The following is a 16442-nucleotide window of genomic DNA, read 5'->3' on the forward strand; positions in this document are numbered from 1 at the left end:
CCAGTCAAAAGACTGGCTCCCCTTCTGAAGGATTTGAAATTTATAAAGAGATTTATGATACTGTCTATTTTTATCAAAAATCGTAATTGTCTTTTTATTAACCCTGTAAGAGTGATAATACTCCCTGTGTCTGAGAGTTAGCCTGTGTAAGCATTGACTGACCAGCCTGAGCTAAGATGTTATTCTTAGAGTACTCAACCATCATCTCTGCCATATCTGTATCACGGATTCGTGATTCAGCAGCCTGTGTATTCTCAGTTGTTGTATCAAGGTTGTTAATTGTATGTTCAAGTCTGTTCTGAACAGCACCAAGTGTAGATCTTTGTGTTGATACCTTATCAATTGCTAACTGAATTGCTGCCATTGCGCAACCAGCTGCTGTAAAACTAGATAATTTTACCTGATCTACTGCAAGGCCATTTGTACCTGCACTAAATGTTGTAATATTAAGTGTAATTGCCTGTCCACAAATAGAACCAACCTGAAGATTCTTTCCTGTAAATGTACCATCTAAGAGGTTCTGTGTATTAAACTGTGTAGTACTCTTAATTCTATTAATCTCACATACAAGCTGATCTACTTCTGACTGAAGAGCTGTTCTATCTGTTAGTGTATTAGTATCATTTGCTGCCTGTGTTGCTAATTCATTCATTCTTTGTAAGATTGAATGAGCTTCATTTAAAGCACCTTCAGCAACCTGGATAAGTGAAATACCATCCTGTGCATTATCTGATGCTCTTGTAAGACCTCTAATCTGTGATCTCATCTTTTCTGAAATTGAAAGACCTGCTGCATCATCAGCTGCTCTATTAATTTTATAACCAGAAGACAACTTCTCTGTTGCCTTTGATAATGCTCCTGAAACTCCGCCTAACTGTCTGTTAGTGTTCATTGATGAAAGATTGTGCTGTACTACCATAATCGTTTCCTCCTTGATTTAGAAAATCTCCATAATTAATTTACTTTTGATATGCTTTTTACTTTCTTTCTTTTTAACTGTTTTTCTTTTAATTTGCTTTTTAAAAATTTGCTATTTGCTATACCTTTTACTTAATTGGGTTCATTAAGTATTTTTTATTCTTAGTCTGGGTAGGACTAGAATCAAGTGAATTTCTTTTTGGGTACCTTGTTTATCACTTACAGTATATTTATCGGAGTAAATAAAAAAAACTTAACCCTTCTTGTAGAAAAATTTTAATTTTTACAAAATATATTGCAGAGCAAGTTGTGACAGTAGGGGAACCATCTCGCATTAGAATCGACTTCGTCGATCTGCTCGTGGCTACATCGTAACTTGCAGAGCAAGTTACGACAGTAGGGGAACCATCTCGCATTAGAATCGACTTCGTCGATCTGCTCGTGGCTACATCGCAACTTGCAGAGCAAGTTACGACAGTAGGGGAAGAGTCCGCCCATGAAAGCAGCTTTCAGCTGATGGGCGGCTCCTACATCGTAACTTGCTTTGCAAGTTACGACAGTAAAAAAAAGGGAGCCGATATGCATCGACCCCCTTCTTCTATAGTAGTATTCTTTTAACCGAGAATTGAAAGTACACCCTGGTTAGCCTGATTAGCCTGTGAAAGCATTGATAAGCCTGCCTGTGATAGAATATTGTTCTTTGAGTATTCTACCATCTCAGAAGCCATATCTGTATCACGAATACGTGATTCAGCTGCCTGTGTATTTTCTTTAGTAGTATCCAAGTTGTTAATTGTGTGCTCTAATCTGTTCTGTAAAGCACCAAGTGTAGATCTCTGAGTTGATACCTTATCAATAGCTGCCTGCACCTTTGTAATAGCCTGACCTGCTGAAGAATAATTTGCAAGTGATAATCCACCAACTGATAATGATGCTGAATCCATATTTCCAATACTAATCTGAATCTTCTGGCCTGCAAGAGAACCTACCTGTAAGTTCTTTCCTGTAAATGTACCGTCTAAGAGGTTCATTGTATTGAACTGTGTTGTACTACGGATTCTATCAATTTCAGATACTAACTGATTTACTTCAGCCTGAAGAGCTGTTCTATCTGTAGATGTATTAGTATCATTAGCTGCCTGTGTTGAAAGCTCATTCATTCTTTGTAAGATTGAATGTGTTTCATTTAATGCACCTTCAGCAACTTGGATAAGTGAAATACCATCCTGTGCATTTGCAGATGCCTTATTAAGACCTCTAATCTGTGCACGCATCTTTTCTGAAATTGAAAGACCTGCAGCATCATCGCCGGCTCTGTTAATCTTGTAACCTGATGATAACTTCTCAGTTGACTTAGACAATGCACTCTGAATTGAAGACATTTGTCTGTTTGTGTTCATTGCTGTTACGTTATGCTGTACTACCATATTTTTTTCCTCCTTGAAAATAAAAAATGTTTACATCATCCATGATGCAATTATTTAGTTAATAATAGGATCTTGACCAAATCTTATGCCTAAGGCTGTTGGTATATCCTATTTAGCAAATACCTTGGTACTTTTAAATTATTTATGTACCATATATTTATTTGCTACTAGATATATCGGCACACTTTTTTATTAGTTTAGGGGGATTTTAAAATTTTTTTGAAAATGTAAAAAAAGAACCATCTCGCATTAGAATTGCCTTCGGCAATCTGCTCGCGGCTACATCGTAACTTGCAAGGCAAGTTACGACAGTACTGGGAAGAGTCCGCCCATGAGAGCAGCTTTCAGCTGAAGGGCGGCTCCTACATGGCAATTGCTTCGCAAATTGCGACAGTAAAAAAAGGGCGTCATAGACGCCCTAAAAATTTTTATATTTATTACTGTAAAATTGATAATACACCTTGTGTTGCCTGGTTTGCCTGAGTAAGCATTGACTGTCCTGCCTGAGCTAAAATGTTATTCTTTGAGTACTCAACCATTTCACTAGCCATATCTGTATCACGAATACGTGATTCAGCCGCCTGTGTATTCTCACTTGTTGTATCCAAGTTGTTAATTGTATGCTCTAATCTATTCTGAACCGCACCAAGTGTAGATCTTTGTGTTGATACTAAATCAACTGCTGCCTGCACCTTTGTAATTGCAGATCCAGCTTTTTCAAATGTAGAAAGTGATAATGCATTAATGCCTAATGAAGTAGCATCCATGTTATTAATACTTAATTGAATCTTCTGACCTGCAAGAGAACCTACCTGTAAGTTCTTTCCTGTAAATGAACCATCTAAGAGGTTCATTGTATTAAACTGTGTAGTACTCTGAATTCTATTAACTTCAGATACCAACTGATCAACTTCGGCCTGAAGGGCTGTTCTATCTGTAGCTGTATTAGTATCATTAGCTGCCTGTGTTGCTAGTTCGTTCATTCTTTGAAGAATCGCATGTGTTTCATTTAATGCACCTTCAGCTACCTGAATAAGTGAAATACCATCTTCTGCATTTGTTGAAGCTTTATTAAGACCTCTAATCTGTGCACGCATCTTTTCTGAAATTGAAAGACCCGCAGCATCATCGCCAGCTCTATTAATCTTATAACCTGATGATAATTTTTCAGTATTCTTTGCTAAATTTGTCTGAACATTACCCATCTGTCTGTTTGTATTCATTGCTGTTAGATTGTGCTGTACTACCATATTTGTTTCCTCCTTGATTTAGAAAATTTCCATATGTTTATAACTATCTCTAGTCACCTCTGCATTAGCTAATCTTGTAATGCACTTTTAATGTTTTTTTGCATCTTTAAATTGATTGGGTATTTTCAATTTCGATGCCCTTTAAGTGAATTTCATAATAGGGTACCATTGCTTTCACTCTTCATACTTCATATATCGGACGAATTAAACATAACTTAACCCCAATATTAAAAAAAAATCTAACATTAGAACTTTTTACTTTGTGGACTCTTCCCAATTTTTAATTATTCACATCTTTTCACTATTATAATTATTGCAAAAAAATAAGAGGCAGTCAAGAATTTTCTTGACTGCCTCCTTTATAGTAGTTTACTTAAACACTCTTTTAAGCCTTGTTATCATTAACCAAGAATTGAAAGTACACCCTGGTTAGCCTGATTAGCCTGTGAAAGCATTGATAAACCTGCCTGTGATAGAATATTATTCTTTGAGTATTCTACCATCTCAGAAGCCATATCTGTATCACGAATACGTGATTCAGCTGCCTGTGTATTCTCCTTAGTAGTATCCAAGTTGTTAATTGTGTGCTCTAATCTGTTCTGTAAAGCACCAAGTGTAGATCTCTGTGTAGATACCTTATCAATAGCTGCCTGCACCTTTGTAACAGCCTGACCTGCTGAAGAATAATTTGCAAGTGATAATCCATTAACTGATAATGAAGTTGAATTCATGTTTCCAATACTAATCTGAATCTTCTGACCTGCAAGTGAACCTACCTGTAAGTTCTTTCCTGTGAATGAACCATCTAAGAGGTTCATTGTGTTGAACTGTGTTGTCTCACGAATTCTATCAATTTCAGATACTAACTGATTTACTTCAGCTGCAAGAGCTGTTCTATCAGTAGCTGTATTAGTATCATTAGCTGCCTGTGTTGCTAATTCATTCATTCTTTGTAAGATTGAATGTGTTTCATTTAATGCACCTTCAGCAACCTGAATAAGTGAAATACCATCCTGTGCATTTGCAGAAGCCTTATTAAGACCTCTAATCTGTGCACGCATCTTTTCTGAAATTGAAAGACCTGCTGCATCATCACCGGCTCTGTTGATCTTGTAACCTGATGATAACTTCTCAGTTGACTTTGACAATGAGGTCTGAATTGAACCCATCTGTCTGTTTGTGTTCATTGCTGTGATATTATGCTGTACTACCATAATTTTTTCCTCCTTGAAAAAAAGAACTAATGCCTTCCTTGGCATTTTAAGATTTAGTGAAGCGTTATTGCTTCATCTATTAATTATCCGCTATCCTGGGAACCAGCTCGCATTAGAATTGCCTTCGGCAATCTGCTCGTGGCTACATGGCAATTGCTTTGCAATTGTCACAGCTAACGGTAATTAACTAAAAAAGAATTTGGTGTTGCTGCCTCGTATATTCTGTTATTCTTACCACCTAGATAGAAAATCTATCTTTTTCTAGTACTAATATACCATTTAATTAGTTATTTGTAAACTATTTTTTTAAAATTTTTCCTAACAAATGATTTAGCTAAAAAAGCCTTAAACACTAGCTTTTTTAACTCTTTGAGTCCATAAATTGAGGGTCTACATTTAGCACATTATTCATTGCACTATAATATTGTTTTGCAAGACTAGTACTTCGTTTTGCATTGGAAATTTCCTTGCGCATACTATTAAATCTTTTAGTTGCCAAATCCTTATTTCGCTTCTCCTGACTCTCTATTGTTACACTAAGTTCAGTGACTCTTCTAATAAGGCTTTGCATTTCCTTTATTTCTTCCTTGTACTGGTCTTTCTTGCCATCTAATTGATCCTTCATCTTATTAAATAGAGACTGAAAGCCTGCATCAAGTCTATCTAACTCATTGATGTACTTTCCTTTTTCTTCAAAGCTAGCTCTAGTCTTTTCCTCATCAAAAGGATCGGCACTAAAAAGTTCTGTCTGAACTCTATCAAGCTCCTCGATTTTTTCTAGCACCTTTATTTTCTTTTTTAAGCTGTCCTTCATAATCTCTAAATAATTTTCCATAATATCCCCTCTTGATATACCCTCTTAGCTATTCTTTGGCGATTGTCCTTTTGTCTTTTCCATAACCTTTTTCCAGGTATCGCGCATTCCTCTAATTTCATTAAGAGCCCTTGTTAGTATCTCAGTATCCTTTTTAATATTACCTTCTACTAAAAGGTCATAGATATAAACATAGACGCGCTCAAAATCTTCAGCCACCTTATATTTTCTATCAAGAGTTGATCTAAATTCAATAATAATATCCTCAGTCTTCTTGATATAAATATGAGCTCTTTCCATATCACCTTTTTCAATAGCCATAATTGCTATGTTGCAAAACTTAATCGCTCCCTCATAAAGCATAAGGGTAAGCTCTGCAGGTGATGCTGTAAGAATCTTACTTCTTTTATATTGTTCTGCTAATGCTTGCTGCTGTTGCTTCTGCCCTTGAGTTAATGCCATACCAGTTCCTCCTTATTTGTAATCATTTTTGAAAATGTATTGCTATGATACATTTTCATAAAACGATTAACCTCTAGTTAGTATACCCTTGCCTTTCTTTATCCAAAATAACTTGATAGAGATGACTGCTGTGAGTTAAGTGATGCTAAAGAAGATTCCATTGCTGAGAACTTCTTATAATAATAATCTTCCCATGTGGTAACCTTATCCTCTGCATCTGTAATTTTTGATGTATATTGTGAATATTGAGTATTCATTTCTTTATCGTTATAAATAGTGTAGGCACTACTTGTTGAAGAACTTGCCATTCTATTACCAAGATCTGTATAAAGTTTGGTTGCTAGTTGTGAAAAGAAGGAAATAACTGTTTCTGAATCATTAGCTATTGCTTCTCTTAACTTATCATCAGTACCAGAAGTTGCTGAATCCTCTGAGTTTCCATCAATATGATAAACACCAGTTTCATTCTCTGGTGATGCAAAATATCCTAAAGTACTTATACCAAAAGATGCTAAAGAATAACCCTTTCCATCTATTGTAAATGCTGAAGCCATATCTGCCTTTAAAGAATTCATTGTAAGTCCTAAGATGTTATCTTTTCTAAGGAGAGAATCTTTAATCTTAGTTTCCCACTTTTCTACTTCATCATCTGACATTGCATCTTTTTCTTCTGAAGTTAAAGGCTCATATCCCTTAGCTGATGCAGCATTATATTTTACATCCATTTCCTTAATAAGTTTATTATAATCTGAAATAAAACCTTTTACAAAATCATAGATTCCATCAATATCTGTATCAGTGGTTATAGAAACTTCTTCGTCTCCTGTAAGAGCTGTTGCCTGAATTGTTAAACCATTGATTGAAAATGTATTGGAATCACTCTTAAATTTCGCTCCATTTAAAACAATCTCTGAATCTGTTCCTGTGATTCTAACTGCATTTGCAGAGGCACCTGTTGCTGCTGTTGAAACTGTACCATCTACAACGTTTTGAGCATATTCCCTCTTAGCTGTATAATTGGCCAAATAACTATCATAATTAGTTGCATACTCGTTATCATACTCGGCTTTAATATTGTCATAAGCAGTTGTGCCTTCTGTTGCTGCTGTTGCAGTTCCATCATCAGAAATAACAACATAGTCTGCTGTTTCAGATATTGTAGTTTGATAATTATTATAATTTGTAATAGCTGTATTTATATTTTCAAGATTTGTCTTAGCTGTATTAAATTCACTTGTAAGACCTGCTTCCTCTATTGCTGCTGTATCATAAGTCTCATTTCCGTCTTCATCTGTTGTCTTATAAGAATCGTAGGCAGACATTGCATTTTCATATTCTGCCTTCTTTGTCTCCATTTCAGATAGAGAACCATTTGCATCAGTAATAGCTTTAGAAGCGTTATAAGCTGAATTATATTGCTTAGCATAAGCTTCTGCTCTATCTTCTACGGATTTAGTATTTTTATTTGCCGCCTCACTAGCTAAATTTTCTAATTCTTCATCTGTATAATTAGCCCAGGTAGTGTATTCTGCTGTAGTCGCTGTGCTAGTGCTATAGATACCCAAATTTTGTAAAAGTGAAAGGCCTGAAGAATCTGATGCTGTTAATGTAAAATCATTATCCGCACCACTTTCCTTAGCACTAATGAAAAATCTACCATTATTTGCATCAAAGCTTGCATTTAAGCCTGCACCTTTAAATGCATTTGCAACCGCTGTTAAAGTCATATCAGATGTAATATTAATATCTTTTGTTTCACCATTTACTTTAACAGTAATATTACCTGAACTAAAGCTTGAAAGTCCTGATACCTCTGATACTTTAGAACTCTCAGTTAAACTTGATCCAGAGCTATCAGTAATCTCGCCACCTGTTAAGTAACCTGTAGATGCTAATTTATTTACCTTTAAAGTCTGTGTACCATTTACAGCTGATGATGAAGCTGTAACTTTAGCTACAGAACTATTAGACACAGTAGCTGTCTTTAAATTGTAATTAGTAGAAAGTCTTGCAGCCGACAATTTTCCTGAATAAAAGCTATAAATGCTTGTATTCATTGTCTTCCACTCATCTTTTTTCCAACTCAGCTTAGTCTGTGCCTTAACTAAATTATCCTTTTTTACTTTGTATGAAGAAACAAGAGCTTCTACTAATGAATCAGTATCCATTCCTGAGACCATACCCGATACTCTTACTGTCATATAACCTCTCCTATCTTTGCGTCCTTGCATTACAAAATCAAACATCCATGTTTACATAGTATTCTGTATAGTATATGCATCGGAATATTGTGTTTAAAATATTAGTCTTTTCACTAATATTATCGTTTTTCATCAACCATAATGCCTGCAAGCTCCCATGCCTTAGCCAACATCTCTAGAGCTTTCTCAGATGGAATTTCTTTAATAACCTCGTTAGTACTCTTGTCCTTGATCTTAATTGCTATTCTTTTTGTTGGTTCATTATAACTAAATTCCGCCACAGTATTATTATTGACAATTTTACTAATGTCAGTGACATCCTTAAGGGAAGTTTCCTTTGTCTTTACATTAACGTTAACATTAACATTTTCAAAATTAGTAGGATCTTCCTCCTTAGCTTTTGCTGGTACAATGTCAGAAACTTTTGGAATTGCCACTGCCTGATCTGTGGTTGAAGATTGGCTAGACGCAGTTACAACGCTGCCACTTTTAGCATTTTCCACGCTAACAGTGCCAACGTTTGAAGCTGGTTTAGCATTTACAGTTGAATTACTTTGATAACTTGCTACGTTACCTACATCAATAGCCATAGGTTTCACCTCCATGTGAAGAATTAATTTGTTTAGTTGCGTTTATATATATAAATAAGACTTTGCTGTCTTATATATCGACTAACAAATATAAAAACTTAACGCCAAAATCAGAAATTATACAAAGTTTGTACAATTTCTACAAATAAATCTTCATATTTTGTGTATTTTGAATAGATATTATTTATCCTCTGGCTTGTCCTTCCCCTGTCTCTCCCAAAATAAAGTTAAATAAATCCTAATAATCTACTTTTTAAAAAGATTCTTTAAGGCATTAACATCAACCTTTTGAGCTGCTGCTTCCTTATTAGCTGCCTGAATCTGAACATAAACTTCCTTACGATAAACTGGAACAGATTTAGGGGCAGTAATACCTAGCTTTACCTGCTCTCCCTTAATTTCAATTACAGTTACTTCTATATCATCATTAATAATAATGGCTTCGTCTTTTTTTCTTGATAATGCTAGCATATTATTCACCGTCCTTTTCAGCATTGAGAATGTCATAAATAGGGTAACGTACTTGATAATCATCGTTATCGGCTATTAACTGAACACCTCTATTAGTATCCATGTTAATAATAACTGGTGCTTTAAGATTAACTGTCATATTCTCAAGCTTTTCAGGAACAGTTACAGTACAAACTACAAGAAGTGTAGCATCTGCAATATTATCTCCAAGTGTGTTAATAATTTCGTCTTCAACTATTGGATCATACCCTTCATAAACTAGAGTAGGGTCCATAATAGGAAGCGCAAGAGTTGGCTCATCAATTGCCTGAAGCCAGAAAATTGAACTTTCTTCAACTCCCTTTTCGGCGTCGTAAATTAGAGTATACTTCTTCCAATCCTCAAAGCCTATAATACCTTTTTCAAATGTGAGAATTTGTTCCTCTCCCACTTCAATAGTCCCAAACCATTTAGTCTCTACCTTCATGTCACACCTAACCTTTCCCCGTAATTTAATGTCACAACTTGCTCTGCAAGTTGTGATGTAGGAGCCGCCCTTCAGCTGAAAGCTGCTCTCATGGGCGGACTCTTCCCTCTTTAAAGAAAATCTAAAAGTGTCTGCTGAACCGATTTTGCTGATGCTGTTAGAGATGCGTTATAAACTAACTGCGCTGCAGAATAATTTACAACTACCTCTTCAAGATCAATATCCTCGTTTTGCGACTTTAGATTTTTGAAGTTAGTCTCCTGCTCTGTAAGTCTAGATTTTGTTAAGGTCAATCTTGTTTTTCTATTACCTACATCTGCCTTACATTCAGAAATTGTAGTCTGGTAAGATTGCATCCATCCTACACCATCTTCATAAACATCAGTCATTTTATCTTCCGCAAGTTCTAACTGCTTAGTAAGTCCCTCTAAGATATCATTTAACTTAGTCTGGGAACTACTATCCGAATACTGATCCTGTGTAAGCATAGAATTTACCTGTTCAATCTGGTCTTCTAAATCCAAAACATTTTGAACTGCAGTTACCAAATCATCGATATTTCTACCAAGATAAATATCAAAGCCTTCTCTAGCTTCAGTATTAATTTTTAGTTTCTGCGAAAAATTTATATTGTACTCAATGTTTTCTTGTACTTTATTATACTCTATTCCAGAAATATTATCAATACAATCAAAATACATAGTAGGATTTAAATCCCCTTTAATGAAATTGTTCTTATCATAAGTTACTGAAAATGTATTGTTGGTATAAACGTCTTTGTAAACATTTTCACCTAACAAAATCTCTCCAGTTGTAGTATTAATGGCAATTTCATCTTCTCCTGGTACATAATTATCATCCACTGTATGAGTAATAGTTATTGCGTTTCCACCAGATGTTTGTAATGTATTATCTGTTGTAACATTTCCACTATTATCAATGGTTATTGCGGCTGTGTTTCCATTTGCATCTGTAATGGAAAACTTAGATGTAGCAATATCTTTATAGGCAAGCTGTAATCTGTGTACCGACTTCACATTAGGAGTTACAAGACGTCCCGTTGTGGCATCATATTTTGCATCAAGATTAATAATATCTGTATTAGTGTAAGCATTGGTGTAAGCTGTCTTTAAAGAGAGGTTCTCTCTGGTAAAATTCTGAGTAATTGTATAATCTACATCTGCTGCCGTATCATCTGACTGATATGTAAGGGGCACATCTGTTGCAAAACCTGTAAATACATAACGGCCAGCATAGTCAATATCACCTTCTGCATAAAAGGCTTCCTTTAGATTTTCCAAACTATCTGCAATAGTTTTTCTTTCAGCAGATGAATAAGAATCTGTTGAGGCCTGCACGCAATAATTGTATAAATCGGACAAAATCAAATATCCTTCATCAAGGGCATCCTCAGTAACTGAAAGCCAGCTATCTGCATCAGGAATATTCTTATCCAGATACTGTGTTACCTTATCAAGACTTGAACGAAGACGAAGAGCACGAATTGCTACGATAGGATCTTCTGATGGCTTGTTAATTTTCTTCTGTGTAGATAACTGAGTATCTAGGGTATTAAGTTGGTTTTTATTAACCTGGATGTTGGCAAGTGAACTGTTTACCATCATGCCGTTAGTAATTCGCATGGACATAGGCTACTTCCTTTCTTTTACAATCTATATACTTCTCCACAACCACTACAGGATATGGAAAGCCCGAATTAGAATTTGCTTCGCAAATCGTCGGGCGTTAGGACTTGAATTGCTTCGCAATTAAAGTCAAGTACCTGTCTGATTGATTAATTTGTCATAAATCTCATTTAACACCGACATCATTTTTGAGCTTAGATTATAAGACTGCTGGAAGGTTACTAAATCCATAGCCTCTTCGTCAAAATCAACGCCCATAACAGATAATCTCTGATTTTGAATAGTGGTCTTTAGGTTTGTATAATTCTGTAGGAAATTCTTTGCCTTGTTAGTATCAATAGATTCATCTGAAATAATACTTTCAAGGAAATAAGAACCTGTACCACCGTTATAAATCTGTGCTGTTTGTAATGTATTAAGCTTTTCAATTATATCGGCATTTGCAGCTCCAGTATTTAGCCTTGATTTTGTAGCAAGCTTTGAAGGGTCAAGCTGTAAATCCTTATTGACTGTTACATTACTTGCTGAGAAGGCCACCTGATTATCCTTAATTACAAAAAGCGAAGCACCTTTTGTCTCACCATCTGAAGAATAACCTGTCTTTAAAATCTCATTAACTGCATCTGCAAATACTGTCATAAACTTATTTAACTGAGCCTGATAATAAGGAATCCCCTTAAAGTCTGTATTTTTACCATCGTAATCAGAAAACTCAGTTGTAAAATATCCATCAGTACTATAGACATAATCTCCATTGTCATCTACCACAACGGATTCGATCTGGCCATTACAGCCATCTCTAATATCTATAAGTCCCTTTAGCTGACCACCAAGAGAGCTTGAGTAAATGTTAAACTCCTGACCTGTATCCCAGCTAATATCATAAAGACCAGCTACATCTGAGTTATTTCTTGCATCTGTATCTGCTCTTGATTTTACCACAAGTTCGTGATAACCATAGGAATTTACCAAGGTGCTACCATTAATGTTAATGGTGTAATTAGTTAAGTTATTACCTAAATCCTCTTCGTTAGTTGTAATATTTACAATCTTTGCAAGCTCATCTACCAAGGCATTTCTAGAATCACGTAGGTCGTTAGCATTTCCATAACAAGCCTCAATCTGATTGATCTGCTTATTAAGCTGATAAATAGACTGAGCTAATGAATTTATCTGTTCTACTGCATCCTTAACTTCGTTGTTAGCATCTTCCTGAATTTCCTTTAAATTAGAAGCAAGATAATTAAAATAATCTGTCATACTTACTGCACTTTGAATAAGAGAATTCTTAGTAGAATTATCCTCAGGATTTAACATGGTCTGACTAACATTTTTAAAGAAATTGTTATATTCCTCTGTGTAACCATCTAGGATAAATTCGTTAAAGAAGCTCTCAATCTGTGACATGTAATTATTCTTAGCCTCATACTCCCCGTAATAAGTCTGATTATTTCTATACTTCTCATCATAGTAACTATCTCTTGTCTGGCTAATCTCTGTAACATCAACACCGGCACCAAGTGTACCGTAAGGGGCATAAGTTCTAAGAGAGCTTGCTGCCTCCTTAACGGCAGTCTCTTTTGTGTAACCGTCTGTATCTACATTTGACAAATTATGAGCAGTTACATTAATAGATGCCTGGGATGCCTGTAATCCAGAATATGCAATTGTTAATCCAAAAAATGTTGATGCCATAAACTACCTTCTTTCTTTTTAAATCGCACCAAGTGAAGTTACTAGATGCTCAAGCATTTCGCTTACTACATTTACGTATCTTGAACTAGCATTGTAAGCATGCTGAAATTTAATCATCTTTTGAAGTTCTTCATCTGAAGAAACTCCCGTTGTTTCAGTTCTCTGGTTGTTGTAACCATTTACCATATTTTCCTGATTAGCTACATAACTATTAAGAACGTCGCCCCAAGTGGCATATTTTCCAACGAAGTTATTGTAATAAGAATTAAATGTAGATTTTGAATACTCTTCGATGTTAAAGGTTCCAAACTTCACATCCCAAGCATCTACAAGTTCGTTGGCCCTCTCAAAATCTTCCTTATCCGTTACAGTGGAAAGTGGAAGAAGGGATAAATCCTGGGCTACTGTTGAATTTATGCTTAAGTTACCAAGTCTGTAGTAAGACTCGTACTTTTGATCATTTAAATTATTTCTAATATAGATTGTGTCGCCATTAGAATCGGTTGTAACCACATATCTTTCAGTATTTGCTCTTGAAAATAGCTCTTGGCCCACAGTCTTATTATTATCCATGCCATAATCTGTCTTATCAAGGTCAAGGAGTGAGTAAGTTACCGAATCAAAGGCAACCACTCCAGTTCCATCACCATTGGAATTGCTATAGAGCTTTTCTTCTGAGTCATAATCATAGCTACCACTAGAATTTAATGTACCAGCAACCTCCTCGCCGAATCTATTGTAAAGAACGTCTCTAGTTATGTTTGTGTAAATGTATTTATCTGCCTGAACTAAGTTGCCATTACTATCTGTATACTCACTTGTAAGTGTTACTTCCTTTTCCGGACAAAGAATATCGTTTAGGGCAGTAACAATACCATTTACCAAATAATCAAATCCTGCCATGGCAGTTAAAACCTGAGATGGCAAAATGTATGTATTGTAATATTCCTGCTTTTCCTCATATGCTGCATAATCCTTATTATATTCAGCTAAACCCTCAGCTGTAGTTAAGTCGTAGTCTGAGCTTGATGGCATTTCAGCCACATAAGTGTAATCCACCACCATGTTACCTCTTGAAAGAATGAGACCCTTTAACTGACCCTTATCTGTGTCTGTCTCATTAGAGGTCTTAGCAAGAGATGTCGCTGTAAATACCTCTCTGTCATAGCAAGGCCAAGTTGGAATAACAAGGCTTGTACCAGTGACATATTCTGTACTCATCTCTGCCACTTCATTAAGAGAAACAAAAGGTACACCCTCGGCATTAATAATGATTTCACCATTTGGTCCCTCATAATAATCAAGGTCCATATATTTACTAAGCTCATCAATAGCCTTATCTCTCTCATCTCTTAAATCGTTGGCATGCTCAACCCCTGCTGCCTCAATAGCTGTAATCTTCTTGTTATAACTATAAATAGTTTGACCTAAATCATTTATTGTTGTAACCATATTTCTTACTTCAGTATTAAGGGTTGTCTGGTAAGTAATTAAGCCCTCGTAAATTGCCTCTGACTTATCTATAAAAGCTGTTGCAGTCTGAATAAGGGAAGATCTAGCAACAGTACTTGTTGGATTTTTAGTTAACTCATTTAAAGAATTATAAAGATCTGTTAAATAAGACTGGTAGGTTACGCCCTGCATTTCACCAAATAAATCCTCAATCTCGTTAACTGCCTGATACTGTGCATCATAAAAGCCAAGTCTAGAATTCTCTGAACGATAAGATGCATCAATAAAGGTATCTCTAATTCTTCTTACCTCAGAAATAGACACGCCAAGACCACTAACAGGAGTAGTTACCTTATCATTAGTCATAACTGGCATGTAAACAGTATCCTCAAAGGTAACCTGCTGTCTTGTATAACCTTCTGTATTTATATTTGCAAGATTGTGGGCTGTTGCATTAAGTGCAATCTGGTTTGATCTTACACCAGTCATGCCCACATAAAGTCCTGACATTCCATTTGCCATAATATTTCACCTCTAAATATGAAAAAGAGTTTAAATTTAGTCACTTCTAGTTAGTCCATCTGCTATTTATATCGGTAAAATCTAGCTAGAATTAACCTCTATTTTTCTTTTCCTTATGAAAATGTATAGCAAAATTTTTGCATAAAAAAAGGAGCGTCTAAACGCCCCTATTATCTTTAAGCTACATTTACTGCTTTGCATCAAATCTTCCAATGCTTGAGGTCATCACCGATGCCTCTGTAGCTGTCTTTCCATAGTTTGCTGTCTGTGGAGCAAGGGTTGCTGATCTAGCAACATTAATATCAAACTCAATCATCTCCATAGACGCCTTAAGTAGTGTTTTATTATTCTCATTTATCTGCATTAGGCTCTTTACTGTCCTTTTAAGAGCCAGGTAACTTTCTTCTAATCTATCATGTTCTCTAGGTCGTTTCTCTAGTAGCTTTACAATTCTTTCTACCTTCACGTCTTTTGGGGAAAGATGTAATACTCTACATATTTCATCAACGACTGCTAGTCTATCTTCTTCTACTGCATTTATCTTATTAATTAATGCTTGTTCGTACTTAAGAATAGCTTGCAGAGACTCTACATCGCTACTCACAATCGCATTGGTCTTTTCCTTGGCATAGCCATAGAGCTCTAAATACAAGCTATTCTCTTTGTTCATATCTTCAATTAATGAATCAATCATGCTAGCCATAGTCAAAACCTCACTTTTAGAATGTCAAAGTAGAAACGCTATTAACTATCTTATCTGCAACATCCTCTGCAGATACAGCATAGGTACCAGCAGCAATTCTTGCCTTGATATCAGCGATCTTATCCTCTCTTACATCTGAGCTTTCAGCAACTGCTGTCTTTGCAACAGAATAAGTTTTTGCTGTATCAGAAATATCGAATTTGTCATTAGCACTTGCCACCTTGCCTGTGCTATTAACTTTGCTAGTAGCATTTGCCTGATAAACCTGGCTAATTGCATTATAAGCGTCTATTCTCATACTCTTCGCCGTCCTTTCATACTTTCTAAGACTTATAAAGAACCCCTCCATACTCTTAGTTTAAAGAGACTCTTCTGCTTTATGCCTTATTTATCGGAAGTTTAATCTCAAAACTTAACCGATTTTATAAATAAATATTGTTCTTTTTTTAATACAATCCTAAAAATTTTCTTTTTCTAGTCCTGTATCATCTCTGAATTATATATCGACCAGAAAAACATTTTCATAAGCTCTTTTTAAAGTATAAAAAAGAAAATTTATATTGTCAATTTTTTAATGATTCTAATTGTAACATAAGAACTTAATAAACTCT

15 protein-coding genes are annotated in these 16442 nt (G+C 35.4%); all 15 read right to left on the reverse strand.

From position 1 onward, the window contains the following. Window positions 1–97: 97 nt before the first annotated feature. Window positions 98–919, reverse strand: coding sequence for a flagellin N-terminal helical domain-containing protein (locus tag G600_RS0104560; protein ID WP_027430885.1), 822 nt, complete (start codon window positions 917–919; stop codon window positions 98–100). 613 nt (window positions 920–1532) lie between these two features. Then, window positions 1533–2345 (reverse strand): flagellin N-terminal helical domain-containing protein, encoded by an 813-nt coding sequence (locus G600_RS0104565; protein WP_027430886.1) that lies wholly within the window; start codon window positions 2343–2345, stop codon window positions 1533–1535. A 437-nt stretch (window positions 2346–2782) separates the two neighbouring features. Continuing rightward, window positions 2783–3595, reverse strand: coding sequence for a flagellin N-terminal helical domain-containing protein (locus G600_RS0104570; protein WP_027430887.1), 813 nt, complete (start codon window positions 3593–3595; stop codon window positions 2783–2785). A gap of 401 nt (window positions 3596–3996) precedes the next feature. Then, window positions 3997–4809 (reverse strand): flagellin N-terminal helical domain-containing protein, encoded by an 813-nt coding sequence (locus tag G600_RS0104575; RefSeq protein ID WP_027430888.1) that lies wholly within the window; start codon window positions 4807–4809, stop codon window positions 3997–3999. 361 nt (window positions 4810–5170) lie between these two features. Further along, on the reverse strand, window positions 5171–5644 hold the full coding sequence (locus tag G600_RS0104580; RefSeq protein ID WP_051195361.1) for a hypothetical protein: 474 nt from the start codon (window positions 5642–5644) through the stop codon (window positions 5171–5173). A gap of 24 nt (window positions 5645–5668) precedes the next feature. Continuing rightward, entirely contained in the window at window positions 5669–6085 is a 417-nt protein-coding gene (gene fliS / locus G600_RS0104585; protein ID WP_027430890.1) for a flagellar export chaperone FliS, read from the reverse strand. A 98-nt stretch (window positions 6086–6183) separates the two neighbouring features. After that, window positions 6184–8286 carry a flagellar filament capping protein FliD gene (gene fliD, locus G600_RS0104590; RefSeq protein ID WP_027430891.1) on the reverse strand — a complete coding sequence of 701 codons (2103 nt, stop codon included), beginning with the start codon at window positions 8284–8286 and terminating at the stop codon, window positions 6184–6186. Window positions 8287–8405: 119 nt separating this feature from the next. Continuing rightward, a complete protein-coding gene (locus G600_RS0104595; RefSeq protein ID WP_051195362.1) occupies window positions 8406–8876 on the reverse strand; it encodes a flagellar protein FlaG in 471 nt (156 codons plus the stop codon). Between the two features lie 246 nt (window positions 8877–9122). Then, window positions 9123–9347 carry a carbon storage regulator CsrA gene (gene csrA / locus G600_RS0104600; protein WP_027430893.1) on the reverse strand — a complete coding sequence of 75 codons (225 nt, stop codon included), beginning with the start codon at window positions 9345–9347 and terminating at the stop codon, window positions 9123–9125. A 1-nt stretch (window position 9348) separates the two neighbouring features. After that, entirely contained in the window at window positions 9349–9813 is a 465-nt protein-coding gene (fliW, locus tag G600_RS0104605) for a flagellar assembly protein FliW (protein WP_027430894.1), read from the reverse strand. 110 nt (window positions 9814–9923) lie between these two features. After that, window positions 9924–11462 (reverse strand): flagellin N-terminal helical domain-containing protein, encoded by a 1539-nt coding sequence (locus tag G600_RS0104610; RefSeq protein ID WP_027430895.1) that lies wholly within the window; start codon window positions 11460–11462, stop codon window positions 9924–9926. A 126-nt stretch (window positions 11463–11588) separates the two neighbouring features. Next, window positions 11589–13154, reverse strand: a complete 1566-nt coding sequence (gene flgK / locus G600_RS0104615) for a flagellar hook-associated protein FlgK (RefSeq protein ID WP_027430896.1) — start codon at window positions 13152–13154, stop codon at window positions 11589–11591. An 18-nt stretch (window positions 13155–13172) separates the two neighbouring features. Further along, a complete protein-coding gene (gene flgK, locus G600_RS0104620) occupies window positions 13173–15128 on the reverse strand; it encodes a flagellar hook-associated protein FlgK (protein ID WP_027430897.1) in 1956 nt (651 codons plus the stop codon). A 187-nt stretch (window positions 15129–15315) separates the two neighbouring features. After that, the gene (locus G600_RS0104625) at window positions 15316–15831 is read right to left on the reverse strand and encodes a flagellar protein FlgN (protein WP_027430898.1); all 516 of its coding nucleotides are present in this window, start codon (window positions 15829–15831) and stop codon (window positions 15316–15318) included. A 16-nt stretch (window positions 15832–15847) separates the two neighbouring features. After that, a complete protein-coding gene (gene flgM, locus G600_RS0104630; RefSeq protein ID WP_027430899.1) occupies window positions 15848–16129 on the reverse strand; it encodes a flagellar biosynthesis anti-sigma factor FlgM in 282 nt (93 codons plus the stop codon). Between the last annotated feature and the right edge of the window lie 313 nt (window positions 16130–16442).

This window comes from Lachnospira multipara ATCC 19207 (assembly GCF_000424105.1).
In the GTDB taxonomy this organism is placed as follows: domain Bacteria; phylum Bacillota; class Clostridia; order Lachnospirales; family Lachnospiraceae; genus Lachnospira; species Lachnospira multipara.

Coding starts and splice junctions, on each gene's coding strand:
- G600_RS0104565 (WP_027430886.1), bottom strand. CDS start 2,345: ATGGTAGTACAGCATAACGTAACAGCAATGAACACAAACAGACAAATG.
- G600_RS0104625 (WP_027430898.1), bottom strand. CDS start 15,831: ATGGCTAGCATGATTGATTCATTAATTGAAGATATGAACAAAGAGAAT.
- fliS (WP_027430890.1), bottom strand. CDS start 6,085: ATGGCATTAACTCAAGGGCAGAAGCAACAGCAGCAAGCATTAGCAGAA.
- fliW (WP_027430894.1), bottom strand. CDS start 9,813: ATGAAGGTAGAGACTAAATGGTTTGGGACTATTGAAGTGGGAGAGGAA.
- G600_RS0104570 (WP_027430887.1), bottom strand. CDS start 3,595: ATGGTAGTACAGCACAATCTAACAGCAATGAATACAAACAGACAGATG.
- G600_RS0104575 (WP_027430888.1), bottom strand. CDS start 4,809: ATGGTAGTACAGCATAATATCACAGCAATGAACACAAACAGACAGATG.
- G600_RS0104595 (WP_051195362.1), bottom strand. CDS start 8,876: ATGGCTATTGATGTAGGTAACGTAGCAAGTTATCAAAGTAATTCAACT.
- flgM (WP_027430899.1), bottom strand. CDS start 16,129: ATGAGAATAGACGCTTATAATGCAATTAGCCAGGTTTATCAGGCAAAT.
- G600_RS0104610 (WP_027430895.1), bottom strand. CDS start 11,462: ATGTCCATGCGAATTACTAACGGCATGATGGTAAACAGTTCACTTGCC.
- flgK (WP_027430896.1), bottom strand. CDS start 13,154: ATGGCATCAACATTTTTTGGATTAACAATTGCATATTCTGGATTACAG.
- fliD (WP_027430891.1), bottom strand. CDS start 8,286: ATGACAGTAAGAGTATCGGGTATGGTCTCAGGAATGGATACTGATTCA.
- G600_RS0104560 (WP_027430885.1), bottom strand. CDS start 919: ATGGTAGTACAGCACAATCTTTCATCAATGAACACTAACAGACAGTTA.
- G600_RS0104580 (WP_051195361.1), bottom strand. CDS start 5,644: ATGGAAAATTATTTAGAGATTATGAAGGACAGCTTAAAAAAGAAAATA.
- flgK (WP_027430897.1), bottom strand. CDS start 15,128: ATGGCAAATGGAATGTCAGGACTTTATGTGGGCATGACTGGTGTAAGA.
- csrA (WP_027430893.1), bottom strand. CDS start 9,347: ATGCTAGCATTATCAAGAAAAAAAGACGAAGCCATTATTATTAATGAT.